Annotated in this window: 16 protein-coding genes and 1 riboswitch; of the genes, 3 read left to right on the forward strand and 13 right to left on the reverse strand. The window is 72.9% G+C overall.

All coding sequences use genetic code 11. The features are described 5' to 3' along the window. Positions 1–77: 77 nt before the first annotated feature. The 3 genes from ABT336_RS19165 to pdhA are packed head-to-tail and all read right to left on the reverse strand — an operon-like array spanning position 78 to position 3,696. Positions 78–1,490 carry a dihydrolipoamide acetyltransferase family protein gene (locus ABT336_RS19165; protein WP_350897974.1) on the reverse strand — a complete coding sequence of 471 codons (1,413 nt, stop codon included), beginning with the start codon at positions 1,488–1,490 and terminating at the stop codon, positions 78–80. Next, entirely contained in the window at positions 1,472–2,482 is a 1,011-nt protein-coding gene (locus ABT336_RS19170; RefSeq protein ID WP_350897975.1) for an alpha-ketoacid dehydrogenase subunit beta, read from the reverse strand. Before ABT336_RS19170 ends, ABT336_RS19165 begins: the two co-directional genes overlap by 19 nt. Continuing rightward, complete coding sequence (gene pdhA, locus ABT336_RS19175) at positions 2,479–3,696, reverse strand: pyruvate dehydrogenase (acetyl-transferring) E1 component subunit alpha (protein WP_350897990.1); 1,218 nt, start codon at positions 3,694–3,696, stop codon at positions 2,479–2,481. Before pdhA ends, ABT336_RS19170 begins: the two co-directional genes overlap by 4 nt. 72 nt (positions 3,697–3,768) lie before the next feature. Between pdhA and ABT336_RS19180 the strand changes: the two genes are divergently transcribed. Further along, positions 3,769–4,275 carry an Lrp/AsnC family transcriptional regulator gene (locus ABT336_RS19180; RefSeq protein ID WP_350897976.1) on the forward strand — a complete coding sequence of 169 codons (507 nt, stop codon included), beginning with the start codon at positions 3,769–3,771 and terminating at the stop codon, positions 4,273–4,275. Between the two features lie 52 nt (positions 4,276–4,327). On the opposite strand, the gene ABT336_RS19185 is transcribed toward ABT336_RS19180, so the two are convergent. Beyond that, a complete protein-coding gene (locus tag ABT336_RS19185) occupies positions 4,328–5,137 on the reverse strand; it encodes an SAM-dependent methyltransferase (protein ID WP_350897977.1) in 810 nt (269 codons plus the stop codon). A 209-nt stretch (positions 5,138–5,346) separates the two neighbouring features. On the opposite strand from ABT336_RS19185, the gene ABT336_RS19190 reads away from it, so the two are divergent. Continuing rightward, positions 5,347–7,437, forward strand: a complete 2,091-nt coding sequence (locus ABT336_RS19190) for an acyltransferase family protein (protein ID WP_350897978.1) — start codon at positions 5,347–5,349, stop codon at positions 7,435–7,437. Between the two features lie 43 nt (positions 7,438–7,480). Here ABT336_RS19190 and ABT336_RS19195 read toward each other — a convergent pair whose 3' ends face one another. Beyond that, a complete protein-coding gene (locus ABT336_RS19195) occupies positions 7,481–8,326 on the reverse strand; it encodes a metallophosphoesterase family protein (RefSeq protein ID WP_350897979.1) in 846 nt (281 codons plus the stop codon). Positions 8,327–8,437: 111 nt separating this feature from the next. After that, positions 8,438–8,527: riboswitch (ZMP/ZTP riboswitch) on the forward strand. Between the two features lie 20 nt (positions 8,528–8,547). On the opposite strand from ABT336_RS19195, the gene ABT336_RS19200 reads away from it, so the two are divergent. Beyond that, positions 8,548–9,987, forward strand: a complete 1,440-nt coding sequence (locus ABT336_RS19200) for a glycine hydroxymethyltransferase (RefSeq protein ID WP_350897980.1) — start codon at positions 8,548–8,550, stop codon at positions 9,985–9,987. Between the two features lie 117 nt (positions 9,988–10,104). Here ABT336_RS19200 and ABT336_RS19205 read toward each other — a convergent pair whose 3' ends face one another. The 8 genes from ABT336_RS19205 to ABT336_RS19240 form a co-directional block, all read right to left on the reverse strand. Further along, positions 10,105–10,356, reverse strand: coding sequence for a hypothetical protein (locus tag ABT336_RS19205; RefSeq protein ID WP_350897981.1), 252 nt, complete (start codon positions 10,354–10,356; stop codon positions 10,105–10,107). Between the two features lie 58 nt (positions 10,357–10,414). After that, positions 10,415–10,756 carry an antibiotic biosynthesis monooxygenase family protein gene (locus ABT336_RS19210; RefSeq protein ID WP_350897982.1) on the reverse strand — a complete coding sequence of 114 codons (342 nt, stop codon included), beginning with the start codon at positions 10,754–10,756 and terminating at the stop codon, positions 10,415–10,417. Continuing rightward, positions 10,753–12,006: a beta-ketoacyl synthase N-terminal-like domain-containing protein gene (locus ABT336_RS19215; protein WP_350897983.1), complete on the reverse strand. Its 1,254-nt coding sequence runs from the start codon at positions 12,004–12,006 to the stop codon at positions 10,753–10,755. The genes ABT336_RS19210 and ABT336_RS19215 overlap by 4 nt, the downstream gene beginning before the upstream one ends. Then, positions 12,003–13,346: a beta-ketoacyl-[acyl-carrier-protein] synthase family protein gene (locus ABT336_RS19220; protein WP_350897984.1), complete on the reverse strand. Its 1,344-nt coding sequence runs from the start codon at positions 13,344–13,346 to the stop codon at positions 12,003–12,005. The genes ABT336_RS19215 and ABT336_RS19220 overlap by 4 nt, the downstream gene beginning before the upstream one ends. Beyond that, complete coding sequence (locus ABT336_RS19225; RefSeq protein WP_350897985.1) at positions 13,343–13,747, reverse strand: cupin domain-containing protein; 405 nt, start codon at positions 13,745–13,747, stop codon at positions 13,343–13,345. The genes ABT336_RS19220 and ABT336_RS19225 overlap by 4 nt, the downstream gene beginning before the upstream one ends. Further along, on the reverse strand, positions 13,740–14,492 hold the full coding sequence (locus ABT336_RS19230; protein ID WP_350897986.1) for an SRPBCC family protein: 753 nt from the start codon (positions 14,490–14,492) through the stop codon (positions 13,740–13,742). The genes ABT336_RS19225 and ABT336_RS19230 overlap by 8 nt, the downstream gene beginning before the upstream one ends. A gap of 38 nt (positions 14,493–14,530) precedes the next feature. Next, the gene (locus ABT336_RS19235; protein WP_350897987.1) at positions 14,531–15,934 is read right to left on the reverse strand and encodes an acetyl-CoA carboxylase biotin carboxylase subunit; all 1,404 of its coding nucleotides are present in this window, start codon (positions 15,932–15,934) and stop codon (positions 14,531–14,533) included. Between the two features lie 22 nt (positions 15,935–15,956). Next, positions 15,957–16,264: acetyl-CoA carboxylase (locus tag ABT336_RS19240; protein ID WP_350897988.1), on the reverse strand; the 308-nt coding region annotated here is incomplete at its 5' end.

Consider the following 16,264-nt stretch of genomic DNA (forward strand, 5'->3'; position numbering starts at 1 on the left):
AAACCGGCCGACCGTGGCACCGACGACCACCGGCCCCGACCTGCGGTAAGACGGTCGGGGCCGGTGGTCGTGGCCGATCAGGTGGCGGCGATCAGCCGGGCCGGTTGCTCGACACAGTCGGCGACGTGCCGCAGGAACCCCCCGGCCACCCCACCGTCGCAGACCCGGTGGTCGAAGGTGAGACTGAGCTGGGTGACCTTGCGGACCGCCAGCTGCCCGTCGACGACCCACGGCTTGTCCACGATCCGCCCGACGCCGAGCAGCGCCGCCTCCGGATGGTTGATGATCGGGGTGGAGCCGTCCACCCCGAACACCCCGTAGTTGTTGAGGGTGAAGGTGCCGCCGGTCAGCCGGGCGGGAGGCAGGGTCCCGGACCGGGCGGCGGCGGTGGTCGCCGCCAACTCGGCGGCGAGTTCCGTCGTGGTCAACCGGTGGGCGTCGCGCAGCACCGGAACGACAAGCCCCCGATCGGTCTGGGTGGCGATCCCCAGGTGCACCCCGGCGGACTGGACGATCCGCTGGTTCGCCGTGTCGACCTGCGAGTTGAGCTGCGGGAAACGGCGCAGCCCGGACAGGCAGATCCGGGCCAGGAGCGCCAGGAGGCCCACCGGCCGGTCCGGCTGGGCCGCGTTGATCGCCGCCCTGGTCTCCAGGAGCCCGGTGGCGTCCACGTCGACCCAGATGGTCACCTCGGGGATCTCCCGCCGGCTGCGGGACAGCTTGTCGGCGATCACCCGCCGGATCCCGGTCAACGGCACGACCACGTCGGCGTCGCCGACAGGGGACGCCGCCGGAGCCTCGGCGGTCGAGGACCCGGCGGTCGGAGCCTCGGTGGTCGGGGTGGACCCGACGGAGGTCACCGCCTCCACGTCGGCCCGACGGATCACCCCACCCGGGCCGGTGCCGGTGACGGTGGTCAGATCGACACCACCGTCGCGGGCCAACCGACGCACGATCGGCGAGATGACCAGGACACCCCCCGGCCCGGACGGCGGCCCGGCGCTCCCGGCACCGGGGACCGGAGGCGGAGCCGTCACCCCGGACACCGCCGGGGACGACGGTGCGCCCGGCTGGGACGGTTCGGCGACGACGGCGAGCCCGGCCCGGCGGCGACGACGGCCCGCGCCCCCGTGCCCGGTGCCGTAGCCGATCAGGACGTTCCCGGAACCGGCCCGCTCCTCCTCCCGGTAGACGGCGTGCCCGGCCGGCTCCGCCCCGGCCTCGTCGTCGACGGCGACGGTGATCAGGGGCCGGCCCACCGGGCGGACCTCACCGGCCGCGCCGTGCAGGGCGACCACCCGCCCGGCGTACGGGCAGGGCACGTCGACGACCGCCTTTGCCGTCTCCACCTCGACCACGCTCTGGTCCACGGTCACCATGTCCCCCACGGCGACCAGCCACTGCACGATCTCGGCCTCGGTCAGCCCCTCACCGAGGTCCGGCAACACGAACACCTGCTCGCGCTGCCCACTCACGACTTCACCACCCACCGGGGGTCGGGGCGGTCGTCGAACTGGAGGCGGGCCACCGTGTCGAGGACCCGGTCGACCGACGGCAGGTGGGTGTGCTCCAGCATCGGGGCCGGGTACGGGATGTCCAGCCCACTGACCCGCAGCACCGGGGCGTGCAGAGCGTGGAAACAGCGTTCCTGGACCCGGGCGGCGATCTCCGCACCGACCCCGGCGAACCCCTGGGCCTCGGTGACCACCACGGCCCGGCCGGTCCGGCGTACCGAGGCGGTGACTGTGGCGTCGTCGAAGGGCACGATGCTGCGCACGTCCACCACCTCCAGGTCCCAGCCCTCCTCCCTGGCCGCCTCGGCGGACTCCAGGGCGACCGGCACCGACGGCCCGTACGCGATCAGGGTGGCGTCGCGGCCGGGACGACGGACCACCGCCCGGCCGATCGGCTCGGTGCGTACCGGAAGCTGCGCCTCGCCGCTGGAGAAGTAGAGCTTCTTCGGCTCCAGGAACACCACCGGATCCGGGTCGTCGATCGCCGCCCGCAACAGCGAGTACGCGTCCACGACGGTGGCCGGGGTGACGACCTTCAACCCGGGGGTGTGCGCGTAGTACGCCTCGGAGGAGTCGCAGTGGTGCTCCACCCCGCCGATCCCACCCGCGTACGGGACCCGGATCACCATGGGTACGCTCAGCGCCCCCCGGGTCCGGTTGCGCAGCTTCGCCACGTGCGAGGCGATCTGCTCGAAGGCCGGGTAGCCGAAGGCGTCGAACTGCATCTCGACCACCGGGCGCAGCCCGGACATGGCCAGTCCGACGGCGAACCCGACGATGCCGGCCTCGGCGAGCGGGGTGTCGAAGCACCGCTTGTCACCGAACCGGGCCTGGAGGCCGTCGGTGATCCGGAAGACTCCGCCGAGCTGCCCGACGTCCTCGCCGAAGACGAGCACCCGGTCGTCGTCGGCCATCGCGTCGGCTAGCGCCCTGTTGAGCGCCTTCGCCATCGTGGTGGTCGCGGTCATCGCGGTCCCTCCTGCCCGGCCTGGTCTGCCTGGGCCGCGGCCAGCTCCGCGCGGACCTGTTCGCGCTGCTCGACAAGTTGCGGGGTCGGCTCGGCGTAGACGTGGTCGAACAGGCTCAACGGGTCCACGGTGGGGGTGGCGTTCATCCGCTCCCGCAGCCCGGCCGCGTACTCCTCGGCCTCCTGGGCGACCGCCGCGACCCCGGCGTCGTCGAGCGCGTCGACGGAGCGCAGGTACGTCTCCAGCCGCACGATCGGGTCCCGGTCCCGCCACTGCTCGACCTCGGCTCCGTCCCGGTAGCGGGTGGCGTCGTCGGCGTTTGTGTGCGCCTCCATCCGGTAGGTGTGCGCCTCCACCAGGTACGGGCCGTGGCCGGCGCGGGCGTGGGCGACCGCCCGGGTGAGCACGGCGAGCACGGCGGCGGGATCGTTGCCGTCGACCTGCTCGCTGGGCACGCCGTACCCGATGCCCTTGTACGCCAGCGACGGGGCGGCGGTCTGCCGGGACAGCGGGACGCTGATCGCGTACTTGTTGTTCTGCACCAGGTAGACCACCGGGGCCTTGAAGACGGCGGCGAAGTTGACGCCCTCGTGGAAGTCACCCTCGCTGGTCGCGCCGTCGCCGATGTAGACGAAGGCGACTGTGTCGCGGCCCTGGAGGGTCTCGCCGTGGGCCACCCCGGCGGCGTGGACGCACTGGGTGGCCAGCGGGGTGCACTGGGGGGCGGTACGGCGGGCGGCCGGGTCGTACCCGCAGTGCCAGTCGCCGCGCAGCAGGGTGAGCACCTCGACGGGGTCGAGTCCCCGGGCGACCAGGGCCATCGACTCCCGGTAGGTGGGGAAGACCCAGTCGGTGTCCCGCAGCGCCAGGGTGGGGGCGACCTGGCAGGCCTCCTGCCCCCGGGAGGACGGGTAGACGGCGAGCCGCCCCTGCTTGGTCAGGGCGGTGGCCTGGACGTCGAAGCGGCGCCCCACCACCATCCGCCGGTACAGCTCGCGAAGGGTGTCGGGTTCGGGGATGACGTGGTCGGTCAGGCTCGTCGCCGGGGTGCCGGCGGGGTCGAGCAGGCGGACCGGTTCGGCGGTGGGAAGCAGGGCGGCGGCCGGGTCGGCGGCCGTCTTCTTCGCCGGGCGGCGGCTGCGTGGGGATGCCCTGCGGGCCGCCTGGGGGGTGGTCGTCACGGCGGGGACCTCCTGGACGTGTGGTGGGCCTATGCTCCTGCCGTTGGATGATTGACTCAAGATCCGTGGCCAAGGCGGGACGTTTGGCACCCTGAGGGGGTTCTGATGGACCAGGAGACCACCGACACCGGCACCGGGGGCGGCGACGCAGGACGTTCGGCCGGGTCCCTCGACGAGGTGGACCGACGGATCCTGGCCGAACTGAGCCGGGACGGACGGATGTCGGTGCGTACCCTCGCCGAACGGGTCCACGTCTCCCGCACCAACGCGTACGCCCGGATGGAACGGCTGCTGCGCGATCGGGTGATCACCGGATTCCACGCCCGGGTGGTACCGGAACGGGCCGGGCTGGGCACCTCGGCGTACGTCGGGCTGACAATCGAGCAGAACACCTGGCGGGAGGTGTCGGCGGAGCTGGCCCGGGTCCGCTACATCGAGCACGCCGCGCTGATCGGGGGCGACCACGACGTGCTGGCCCTGGTCCGGGCACCCGACAACGCGGCCCTGCGGGACGTGGTCCTCAACCGGGTGCAGAGCATCGCCGGGGTCCTGTCCACCCGGACCTGGCTGGTCTTCGAGGAGTTCGTCGGCGAGTCGGGCCCCTGGGACTGACCGGGCAGGACCGTACGACGCCGTGCCGGTCCTGCGTCGGAGTACGGCCAGGTCAGGGCTTACGCGCCACAGCGCCGTACTGCGGAACGACCGGCTCGTCGGCCCGCCACCTGGCACACGACACCAACCCCGGTGTCACGGGGTGCAGGCCGGCGAAGAACCGGCTGATCTCGGCACCGGTCCGGGCCCGGATCGGCGGGGCGGCGTGCTCGTTCCAGAACGCCATCGCCGCCTCGTTCGCCGCCCCGCCCAGTTCGAGGGTGGGGTGGGTGAGCACCAGGTGGCTCCCGGCCGGCATCGCCCCCATCAGTCGGCGCACGATGTCGAACGCCTCCTCGGTGTCCTGCACGAAGTTGAGGATGCCGAGCATCATCACCGCCACCGGTCGGTCGAGGTCCAGGGTGGCGCGGGCCCCGGACAGGATCCGACCAGGACGGTGGACGTCGGCGTCGAGGTAGGCGGTGGCCCCCTCGGGCGAACTGGTCAACAGTGCCCGGGCGTGCACCAGCACCATCGGGTCGTTGTCGACGTACACCACCCGGCACTCGGGGGCGATCGCCTGGGCCAACTGGTGGGTGTTGTCGGCGGTGGGCAGGCCGGTGCCGACGTCGAGGAACTGCCGGATCCCCAGGTCACCGGCGAGGTGGCGGACCACCCGGGCGAGGAACCGGCGATCGGCCCGGGCGACCTCCCCGATCACCGGGAACATCGAGCGGATCCGCTCACCGACCATCCGGTCGGACTCGAAGTTGTCCTTCCCGCCGAGCCAGTAGTTCCACACCCGGGCGTTGTGCGCCACCGACGGGTCGAGACGTGAGGCCTCGGACGCACTGCGGGCGTCGACGTCACCGGGTTGCACCACGAGATCTCCTCATCTGTCGGCGTACCGGTCAATGTAACGGACCGCAGTGGACGGACGCCTCCACAGCGCAGGGCCCACACCGCCCCACCGAACCCGGCCCCGAAGCGGCGCACCTCGGGCGAGTGTGGCCTCGTTGACTCCGCAGGGGCCGACCAGTCGCCGGCTCCCGATTCCGCGTCCGCCTCACCGAATGGGCCACGGCACCGAACATGAGCAGGTCACAGGCGGCGCCCCGGGCGGCTCTGCGGGGCGACATCGAGGGGTTGCGCGCCCTGGCGGTCGGGCTGGTCCTGGTCGGCCACGCCGCGACCCGGTACCTGCCCGGCGGGTTCGTCGGGGTGGACGTCTTCTTCGTCATCTCCGGATTCCTGATCACCGGTCTGCTCGTCGAGGAGTTCGACGGCACCGGCCGGATCTCCGTGTCCGGCTTCTACGCCCGCCGGGCGAAGCGGCTGCTTCCCGCTGCGGGGCTGGTGCTGCTGGTGGCGCTGCTGCTGACGTACCTGTTCCTGCCGACGGTGCGCTTCACCGACACCGCCTGGGACGTGGTCGCCGGGGCGCTCTACGTGCTGAACTGGCGGCTGGCCGACCAGTCGGTGGACTACCTCGCCGCCGACCAGGCCACCAGCATCGTGCAGCACTACTGGTCGCTGAGTGTGGAGGAACAGTTCTACCTGTTCTGGCCGCTGGTGGTGCTGGCCCTGCTCGGTCTGGCCGGGCGGCACGGCAGGCGGGTCCTCGTCGGCGGGTTGGCGCTGGTCGCCGTCGCCTCGTTCGCCTGGTCGGTCCGCTCGGCTCGGACCGCACCGGAGGCGGCGTACTTCGTGACCACCACGCGGATCTGGGAACTCGCCCTGGGGGCGACGGTGGCGGTGGTCGCCGTCCGGCTGCACCGGACCCCACGGCCGGTGGCCGCCGTCGTCGCCTGGGTCGGACTCGCCGCCGTACTCGCCTCGGCGGTGTCGTTCGATCCGCGATGGGCCTTTCCCGGGTACGTCGCCCTGCTGCCCACCGTCGGGACCGCCGCCGTGCTCGGGTTCGCGGTGGCGGCCGGACGCGCCGGACCGGCCGGGCTGCTCGGGCTGGCACCGATGCGGGCCGTCGGGGCGCTGTCCTACTCGCTCTACCTGTGGCACTGGCCGCTGCTGGTGGTCGCCGAGCACCGGTTCGGGCCGCTCGGGGCCGGTGCCGGACTGGCGGTGGTGGCGGCGTCGGTGGTCCCGGCGGTGCTCACCCACAGGTACGTGGAGAACCCGATCCGCCACTCGCCGACCCTGCTGTGGGACCCGGGACAGGCGCTGCGGATCGGCAGCGTGTGGACCGCCACGGCGGCCCTCGCGGGTCTGCTGTTCCACCTGACCGTGTGGCCGCCGCCACCGCCGCCGAGCCCCGTGCCGGTGGCCTCCGGCGACGGGGTCGGCGTCACCGGGACCGCACCCGGGGCCGCCGTCCTGCGACGTGAGCCCCGGGGTGACCCGGCCGGGGCACCGGTGGACCGGGTCGACACGATCACCCCGGACCCGAGGGTCGCCACGAGGGACGTCCCGGTGGCGACGAGCACCGGCTGTCAGCTCGACCTCGCCGCCGACCGGCCCCGGCGCTGCGTCTACGGCGACCCGGAGGGTTCACTGACCGTCGTCCTCGCCGGGGACTCGCACGCCACCCAGTGGCTGCCCGCCCTGCACGAGGTGGCGGTCCAGCGCCGGTGGCGGGTGGTGACGCACACGAAGGTCTCCTGCCCGTTCCTGGCAGTGGAGGTGGCCCGCAGGGGGCAGCCGTACACCAGTTGCACCGAGTGGAACCGACGGGTCCGCGCCGAACTCCGGGAGGACCCGCCCGACCTGCTGCTGGTGGGCAGCCTCCGGTATCCGACTGTGCGCGACGGACGGGTGCTGACCGACCGGCCGGACGAGCGGATGGCCACGGCGCTGCGGGACACCTGGCGGCAGACGACCCGGCTCGGGATCCCGGTGGTGGTGCTGCGGGACTCCCCGTACCACCGGGCGGACCCGGTGGACTGCGTGTCGGCGAACCCGGACCGGCTCTCCCGGTGCGCCCCGCCCCGGGCCGAGGTCCTCGCCGCCGGTGGCGGGGTGGCCCAGGAGCGGGCTGCCGCAGGTCAGCCCGGGGTGCACCTGATCGACCTCAACGACGCGATCTGCCCGACCGACAGGTGCGCGCCGATCATCGGAGGGGTGCTGGTGTACCGGGACACCAACCACCTCACCGCCAGTTACTCGCGGACCCTGGCACCCCGCCTGGACACCGCCCTGGCCGCCGTCCGCGCCCGGCTCGACTGACCCGCCGTCGCCGACCGGGCCGGGTCGAGTCGACCGGTCCGGGTCAGCTCGTCGGGGCGGGCAGGATCTGCCGGAGCGCGGGCGGGGCGGTGCGGGGCTTCCACTCCCTCGGGTAGCCCAGGGAGACCTCCTCGAACCGGACCCCGTCGTGGACGGTGGTCCGTGGGATGTGCAGGTGGCCGTAGACCATCGCGGCGACGTCGAAGCGCAGGTGCCAGTCGGCGGTGGCGTCGGTGCCGCACCACTGGGCGAAGATCGGGTACCACAGGACCCGGGTCGGCTCCCGGACCAGCGGGTAGTGGTTGACCAGGATGGTGGGCAGGTCCGGGTCGCGGGCGGCCAGCCGCCGCTCGGTCAGCGCCACCCGGGCCGCACACCACTGCGCCCGGGTCGGGTACGGATCGGGGTGCAGTAAGTACTCGTCGGTGCAGACGATCCCGGTCCGGTGCGCCTCGGCCAGGGCCGCCTCCGGGGTGTCCAACCCCTCCGGCCGCCAGCTGTAGTCGTAGAGCAGGAACAGGGGGGCGATCTGGACGGGGCCGCCGGGCCCGGTCCAGACCGGGTACGGATCCTCGGGGGTCAGGACCCCCAGACTCCGGCACCTGTCGACGAGATGTTCGTAGCGCTCCATCCCGCGCAGCGTGACCGGGTCGGCCGGCGGGGTCCACAACTCGTGGTTGCCGGGCACCCAGACGACCTGGGCGAAGCGTTCGGCCAGCAGGCCCAGCGCCCACTCGATGTCGGCGACGGTGTCGGCGACGTCCCCGGCGACCAGCAGCCAGTCGTGCGGGGTCTGCGGGCGCAGCGTCTCGACGAAGGAACGATTCTCCTGGTAGCCGATGTGCAGATCACTGATGGCCAGCAACCGGCCCGTTCCGTCCCCCGCCATGGCCACGATCCTAGGCACCACCGGCCGTCCGCCGCGAGCCCGCAGCGCCCCCGGCGCTCTCGTCGGTTGCCGGTGTAGCCGAAGAGCGTGCCGGCGTACCCGGTAGGATCGCTGCTGGGCCGTGACTGGCGCGTGAAGATGGACAACCATCGGGGAGCGGTCCCGTCACGAGGACGTCTGCCGAGCGCCTGGGCCTTCCCGTACGTTCTCCAGGAGGTCGCATGTCGTCGTCCAGCGCCGAGTCCACCGCGTTCCGCAGCGCGCTTGAGGTGATCCGCGCCGTCGAGCCCCGGGTGGCCGACGCGATCGGGGCGGAGCTGACCGACCAGCGGGAGTCGCTCAAGCTGATCGCCAGCGAGAACTACGCCTCCCCGGCCACCCTGCTGGCGATGGGCAACTGGTTCAGCGACAAGTACGCCGAGGGCACCGTGGGCCGCCGGTTCTACGCCGGCTGCCAGAACGTCGACACCGTCGAGGCCCTCGCCGCCGAGCACGCCCGGGAGCTGTTCGGGGCGGCGCACGCCTACGTCCAGCCGCACTCCGGGATCGACGCCAACCTGGTGGCCTTCTGGGCGGTCCTGGCCGACCGGGTGGAGGCCCCGGCCCTGCGCAAGGCGCAGGCCAGGCACGTCAACGACCTGACCGAGCAGGACTGGTACACGCTGCGTCGGGAGCTGGGCGACCAGCGGATGCTGGGCATGTCCCTGGACGCGGGCGGCCACCTGACCCACGGGTTCCGGCCGAACATCTCCGGGAAGATGTTCGACCAGCGCAGCTACGGCACCGACCCGGCGACCGGGCTGATCGACTACGACCGGGTGGCCGAGGCCGCGCGGGAGTTCAAGCCGCTGATCCTGGTCGGTGGGTACTCCGCGTACCCCCGGAAGGTCAACTTCCGGATCCTGCGGGAGATCGCCGACTCGGTCGGGGCGACCTTCATGGTCGACATGGCCCACTTCGCCGGGCTCGTCGCCGGGAAGGTCTTCACCGGCGACTTCGACCCGGTGCCGCACGCCCACATCGTCACCACCACCACCCACAAGTCGCTGCGCGGCCCGCGCGGCGGCATGGTGCTCTGCGGCCCGGAGCTGGCCGACCAGGTCGACCGCGGGTGCCCGATGGTGCTCGGCGGCCCGCTTCCGCACGTGATGGCTGCCAAGGCGGTCGCCCTGGCCGAGGCGCGGCAGCCGTCCTTCACCGACTACGCGCAGCGCATCGTGGCCAACGCCCAGGCGCTCGCCGAGGGGCTGCTGCGCCGGGGGGCGAAGCTGGTCACCGGCGGCACCGAGAACCACCTGGTCCTCATCGACGTCACCGGGTACGGCCTCACCGGCCGGCAGGCCGAGCAGGCGTTGCTCGACTCGGGGATCGTCACCAACCGCAACGCGGTGCCGCAGGACCCCAACGGGGCGTGGTACACCTCCGGGATCCGGATCGGGACCCCGGCGCTGACCACCCGGGGGCTCGGCACGGCGGAGATGGACGCCACCGCCGAGCTGATCCACACCGTGCTCAGCCAGACCGCCCCCGGGGTGGGTGCCGACGGTGCCGCCTCGAAGGCGAAGTACGTCCTCGACCCGACCCTGGCCGACAAGGTCAGCCGCCAGGCCGGTGACCTGCTCACCGGGTTCCCGCTCTACCCCTCGGTGGACCTGACCTGACCCGTCGCCCCGCTCACCGGGGCCGGAACCGAACGATGATCAAGGGGTTTGCGTCGCGATCCGACAGGTCGCCGACGCAAACCCCTTGATCGTGTACGGGAGGGTGGGAGGGAGGGGTCAGTTCAGCGGACGCTTGAGGTGGTAGCGGTGGACCTCGGTGCTGCCCTGGACGTTGTTGACGTCCTCGGCGGCGACGACCAGTTCCCAGCCCTGTCGGCCGTACCGGTTGAGGTGGGCCACGGCGGTGTCGCCGTAGGCGGTGACGTCGGACCGTGACCCGTCCGGGCCGTACCAGATGAACGAGACGCTGAAACTGCGGCCCTGTCCCTGGTACCGGCGGACCAGCAGGGCGTATTCCCAGGTAACCATCGCTCCATTATCGCCGTCCACAGCGGACCGCGAAACCACCGGGGTCACCGCGTGCCGCTCAGCCACCGCGCGCTGTCACCACCTCGACCGGCGTCGGGGTCTGGGCGTGCACCCGGAACCGCATCGACCGGGCGTCGGTGAAGCACTCCCGCATCGGCCGGACCAGGTCCCGGTGCTCCGGGCTGCGTTCCCAGGCCTCGAAGTCGGCGAGCGTACGCCACTCGCTGGTGATCAGCCACTGCTCCGGGTCGGTGGCCGACCGGCAGACCTGGTCCACGAGGTGACCGGGTACGCCGTCGGCGACGAGGTGCCGCACCGCGTCGTACGCCCGCAGGAAGTCCCCGGTCCGCTCCTGCGGGACGCGGACCAGGAAGACCACTCGGGCCCGTTGATCGGTCATGGTTCCCCCTGTCGTGGTGCCGGTGCCCCCCGCAACACCAGCGCGCTGTTGAATCCGTCGAAGCCCCGGGCCCCGACGACAGCCACCCGACTGCGCGGACGCCGGGGCTCGCGGAGGAAGTCCAGGTCGCAGCCGTCGGCGGGGTCCCGGGGACCGGCCGAGGGCGGCAGCGTGTCGTGGGCGAAGGCGAGCAGTGCGGTGGCCACGTCCAACGCCGACCCGCCCTGGTGGGCCCGGCCGGTCAACGGCTTCTGGGTGCTCACCGGTGGGCGTCGGTCGCCGAACACGGCGCGCAGCGCGTCGGCCTCGGCCCGGTCGTGGCCGGGCACCCCCAGCGCGTCGGGCAGGACCACGTCCACCTCGTCGGGGCGGACGTCGGCCCGCACCAGCGCCTGCCGCAGTGCGTGCGCGTACCAGGTCGACTCGACGGGGGTGTCGGGTTCGGTGGGACGGGCGTCGTGGGTGGCCGCCCAACCGGTGATCTCACCGTAGATCCGCGCGCCCCGGGCCAGGGCGTGGTCCCGGTCCTCCACCACGAAGACCGCGCCCCCCTCGGCCGGTACGTAGCCGCCGGCAGCGGCGTCGAACGGCCGGTACGCCCCGACCGGGTCGGTATCCGTACTGAGCAGGCCGGACGCCAGTTGACAGGCCAACGCGTACGGGCTCAGCGGACACTCGGTCGCCCCGGCGATCACCACCGGGGTGCCCCGGCGGACGGTCCGGACCGCGTGCGCCAGGCTGTCCAGTCCACCGGCGGCCTCGGCGACCAGCACCCCGCAGGGGCCCTTGAACTGGTGGTGGATGGAGATCTGCCCGACGCTGGCGGCGTAGAACCAGGCGATCGACTGGTACGCCCCGACGGTGCGGGACGACCCGCCCCAGAGGCGTTGGAGTTCCCGCTGCCCGAACAGGTTGCCCCCCGACGAGCTGGCCAGGGTGATCGCGTAGTCGTACGGGTCGGCGTCGTCGTCGCGGTCGGGCAGCCCGGCGTCGGCCAGGGCCAGTCGGGTCGCGGCGAACCCGAGGTGGGTCCACCTGTCGGTCTGCACCAGCCGCCGGTTGTCGGCGTGGTCACCGGCGGTGAAGCCGGCCACCTCACCGGCGATCCTCGTCGGATACCTGTCGGCGTCGAAGAGGGTGACCGGCCCGGTCCGGTACCTGCCGTCGCGGACCGTACGCCAGTGTTCGTCGGCGCCGATGCCGCTCGGCGCGACCACACCGATGCCGGTGACCACCGCGCGGGCGGTCACCGGGCCCGCCCCGTCCCGGATGGCGGTGCTGCGGTGTCCCCGGCGTCCGGAAGCGACCCGACCCGGGCCGACCCGGGCCACCGACGGAAGACCATCGCGGACTGGAATCCGCCGAACCCGCTGCCCACCGAGAGCGCCACGTCCACCGGGACCTCCCTCGCCTCGTTCGGCACGTAGTCCAGGTCGCACTCCGGGTCCCGGGTGGCCCAGTTCGCCGTCGGGGGGACCACGCCGTACTCGATGGCCAGGGCGCACGCGGCCATCTCGATCGAGCCGATCGCGCCGAGCGAGTGCCCGACCATCGACTTGATCGAGCTGATCGGGGTCCGGTAGGCCGCCGACCCGAGGGCCAGCTTGAACGCCGCCGTCTCGTGCCTGTCGTTCTGTCGGGTGCCGGAGCCGTGGGCGCTGATGTAGGAGACCTGGTCGGGGTTGAGCCGTGCCTGGTCCATCGCGTCGGTGATGGCCATCCCCATCTCCACCCCGTCCGGACGCAGGCCCGTCATGTGGTAGCCGTTGCTGCGGTTGGCGTACCCGGCGACCTCGCAGTAGACGTGGGCGCCCCGACGGCGGGCGTGTTCGGCCTCCTCCAGGACCAGCACCGCCGCCCCCTCTGCGAGGACGAACCCGTGCCGGTCGGCGTCGAAGGGACGGGAGGCGTGTGCCGGGTCGTCGTTGTCCGGGCTGGTCGCCTTGATCGCGTCGAACGAGGCGACCGTCACCGGGGAGATCGGCGAGTCCGCCGCCCCGGCCAGGACGATCTCCGCCTCGCCGTCGAGGATCAGCTGGTGGGCGTAGCCGATGGCGTCGATTCCCGAGGTGCAGCCGGTGGAGACCACCTGGGCCGGGCCGTGCAGGCCGTGCCGACAGGCCACGTCGGCGGCGAGGCTGCTGGGCACCAGCGCCTGGTAGAGGTACCGGCCGCCGAGGCGGTGGTCGACCAGCCAGTGCCGACCGGAGTCGCTGACGGTGACGTACTCCTGTTCCAGGGCCATGGTGCCACCGACGGCGGTGCCGAGCACCACGCCGGTGACCGCCCGGTGCGCGTCGGTCAGGTCCAGGCCGCTGTCGGCGAGCGCCTCGGTCGAGCAGGCGAGCGCGAACTGCACGTACCGGTCGGCGTGGGCCCGCTCGGCCAGGGTGATCCCGGCGGCGTCCGGGTCGAAGTCGCACTCGGCGGCGATCTGGGACCGGAACGGCGACGGGTCGAAGAAGCTGATCCGCCGGGTGGCGGTCCGCCCCTCGGTGATCGTCTTCCAGAACCGGTCCCGGGTCGACCCGCCGGGGGCGACCACCCCGACCCCGGTGACCACCGTACGGCGGGGCCGGTCGGCGGTCACGCCGGACTCCGCTGCGGGACGACCTCGGTGTCGACGTGTCCCAACTCGGGTCGCGGGGCCAACGGCCCCAGGTGGAACACCACCTCGGCGGGCTCCCCGCCGGTGTTGCGCAGCCGGTGCCGGACGTCGATCGCGACGAACAACCCCTGCCCGGCCGCCACCGGTACCGGCTCGTCGTCCAGGTCCACCGTGATCTCCCCCCGGGTGACGAAGAGGAACTCCTCGCTGTACGGGTGGTAGTGCTCGGCGATGCGCTCCCCCGGTTGCAGGGTGGCCACCCCCATGAAGCCCGAGGTGCTGCCCACCGTCTTCGGGCCGAGCAGGACCCGCAGTTCGCCGCCGCGCCGGGTGTCCGCCGGGAGGCCGTTCAGGGTCACGAGGCGGGTGGTGGTCTCACTCATCGTCGGCTCCCGTGGTGGCGGCCCGCTCCCGGGCGACCTGCTCGATCCGGTTCTTGATCACCGACAGTTGGACGAGGCTGTTGGCGTTGATCCGCGCGGTCATCCCGGCGTTGTCCAGGGGGGCCTGGGGGTGCATCGCGAAGTCCTGGGTCCAGGTCATCCGGGTGCCCTCGGGCTCGACGGCGTACCGCCAGTGGATCTTCATGTACTCGAACGGCCCGGTCTCCACCCGGTGGGCGTGGACCTCCCGGTTGGCCCAGTCGGTGGTGCGCTCGCTGACCCAGCTCCACACCGTCCCGTTCTCGTCGGGGTGCATGGTGAGCCGGAACCGGACGGTCCGGCCGTCGCGTTCGAGGATCTGCACCGAGGCGTACTCGGTGAACAGGTCCGGCCAGTTCGCCACGTCGTTGGTGATCTCCCAGACCAGGGCGAGGGGGGCGGCGACGACGATGCCGTTCTCGGTGTGCCCCGGCGGGTCCGGCGGCGGGTCGTCCCCCGCCTCGGTCGCCTCGGCGACCAGGTCGGCCACGGCCGGGATGGTCAACACCCCGGCCTGCTCGGGTATCTGCACCCGGTAGCGGTCGGCGACCCCCGCGGAGAGTTCCAGCAGCGCCAGGGAGTCCATGCCCAGCTCCTCCAGGGAGGCGTCCGGCGCACGGGCGGCGTCGGCGGCGTCCAGGCCGCAGTGCGCCACCAGGATGTCGGTGATCTCCGCGGTGAGCGGTCGGCCACGCGTGACGGTCATCAGGTCTCCTTCGATCCGAGTACGGACAGCGGGGCGCCTCAGGCGACGGCGACCGCCACGGCGGGCGGGGCGTCGGCGGGCGGGGCGTCGGCGGGCGGGCAGAGCAGTCGGTCGACCAGGCCGGTGGTGTGCCGGGCGGCGCGGAACGTGGCGTCGTCGAGCACCCGGGCGACGAACGGGATCGTGGTACGCACACCGGGACCGGCGATGTCGAACTCGCCCAGCGCCCGCGCCAGCCGGTTGAGCGCCAGGTCCCGGTCCGGCGCCCAGACGACCACCTTCGCCAGGAGGGAGTCGTAGTGCGGGCCGATCAGGTAACCGGGGTGGCCGTGGGTGTCGACCCTGGTGAACGGCCCGCCGGGCGGGTGGAACCGTTCCAGTCGCCCCGGGGTGGGGGCGAAGTCCCGGTCCGGATCCTCCACGTTGACCCGGCACTCCACCGACACCCCGGTCAGTCGGACGTCGGCCTGGCGCAGGCGCAGCGGTTCACCGGCGGCGACGTACAGCTGCTCGTGCACCAGGTCGATCCCCGTGACCATCTCGGTGACCGGGTGCTCCACCTGGATCCGGGAGTTGATCTCCAGGAAGTGGAAGTCCTCCGCCTCGTCGACCAGGAACTCCACGGTCCCCGCCCCGGTGAACCCGACGTCGAGGACGCCGCGCAGCGCCGCCGCCGCCATCGCCTCCCGGGTACGCTCGGACAGCCCCGGGGCGGGGGCCTCCTCGACCAGCTTCTGGTGTCGCCGCTGCACCGAGCAGTCCCGGGTGCCCAGGTGCACCCCGTTGCCGTGGGAGTCGCAGAGGACCTGCACCTCGACGTGGCGCGCCTCGCTCAGGTACCGCTCCACGTACACCCGGTCGTCGCCGAAGGCGGCCTGCGCGGCGGCGCGGGTACGGGCGTACGCCCGGGGCAGGTCCGCCGCCGAGGCGACAACTGTCATCCCCCGGCCCCCGCCGCCCGCCGCCGCCTTGACCATCACCGGGTAACCGATCCCGGCGGCCACCTCGACCGCCTCCTCGACGGTGGCGACGGTCTGGACACTGCCCGGGGGCAGGGGCAGGCCCGCCCGGCGCATCAACGCCCGGGCTGTCGCCTTGTCGGACAGGGCCGCCATCACCTGCGGCGGCGGACCGACGAAGGTCAGACCGTTCTGCGCGCAGATCTCGGCGAAGTCGGCGTCCTCGGAGAGGAACCCGTATCCGGGGTGCACCGCCTGGGCACCCGTCGACCGGGCCGCCTCCACTATCGCCGCCGGGTTGAGGTAGCTGCGTCGGCTCGCCGCCGGACCGATCCGGACCGCCTCGTCGGCGAGGCGGACCGCCGTCGAGTCGGCGTCGGCACTGGAGTAGACCACCACCGTCGCGATGCCCAGCTCCCGGCAGGCCCGCAGCACCCGGAGCGCGATCTCACCCCGGTTGGCGATCAGCACCTTGTCGAACATCTCGGTATCCCTCCGCCCGGCCTCAGACCGGTTCCACGACGACGAGCGGCTGGTCGTACTCCACGGGCTCACCGTCGGCCACGGGCAGCTCGACGACCCGTCCGGCCTCCTCGGTGACCACCTCGTTCATCAACTTCATCGCCTCGACGACGCCCACCACCTGACCGGCGCGCAGCAGGTCGCCGACGGCGACGTACGGGGCGGCGCCCGGTTGCGGGCAGCGGTAGAAGGTGCCGACGATCGGCGACCGGACGGTGAACCCGGTCGCCGGTGACGTCGCCGCCGCCGGGGCCGGTGCGTCCGCCACGGACCCGGGTGCGTCGTCGGGTG

The sequence above is a fragment of the Micromonospora sp. NPDC000207 genome (assembly GCF_040300925.1).
Taxonomy (GTDB): domain Bacteria; phylum Actinomycetota; class Actinomycetes; order Mycobacteriales; family Micromonosporaceae; genus Micromonospora.

Coding starts and splice junctions, on each gene's coding strand:
- ABT336_RS19170 (WP_350897975.1), bottom strand. CDS start 2,482: ATGACCGCGACCACCACGATGGCGAAGGCGCTCAACAGGGCGCTAGCC.
- ABT336_RS19180 (WP_350897976.1), top strand. CDS start 3,769: ATGGACCAGGAGACCACCGACACCGGCACCGGGGGCGGCGACGCAGGA.
- ABT336_RS19190 (WP_350897978.1), top strand. CDS start 5,347: ATGAGCAGGTCACAGGCGGCGCCCCGGGCGGCTCTGCGGGGCGACATC.
- ABT336_RS19195 (WP_350897979.1), bottom strand. CDS start 8,326: ATGGCGGGGGACGGAACGGGCCGGTTGCTGGCCATCAGTGATCTGCAC.
- ABT336_RS19200 (WP_350897980.1), top strand. CDS start 8,548: ATGTCGTCGTCCAGCGCCGAGTCCACCGCGTTCCGCAGCGCGCTTGAG.
- ABT336_RS19205 (WP_350897981.1), bottom strand. CDS start 10,356: ATGGTTACCTGGGAATACGCCCTGCTGGTCCGCCGGTACCAGGGACAG.
- ABT336_RS19210 (WP_350897982.1), bottom strand. CDS start 10,756: ATGACCGATCAACGGGCCCGAGTGGTCTTCCTGGTCCGCGTCCCGCAG.
- ABT336_RS19225 (WP_350897985.1), bottom strand. CDS start 13,747: ATGAGTGAGACCACCACCCGCCTCGTGACCCTGAACGGCCTCCCGGCG.
- ABT336_RS19230 (WP_350897986.1), bottom strand. CDS start 14,492: ATGACCGTCACGCGTGGCCGACCGCTCACCGCGGAGATCACCGACATC.
- ABT336_RS19235 (WP_350897987.1), bottom strand. CDS start 15,934: ATGTTCGACAAGGTGCTGATCGCCAACCGGGGTGAGATCGCGCTCCGG.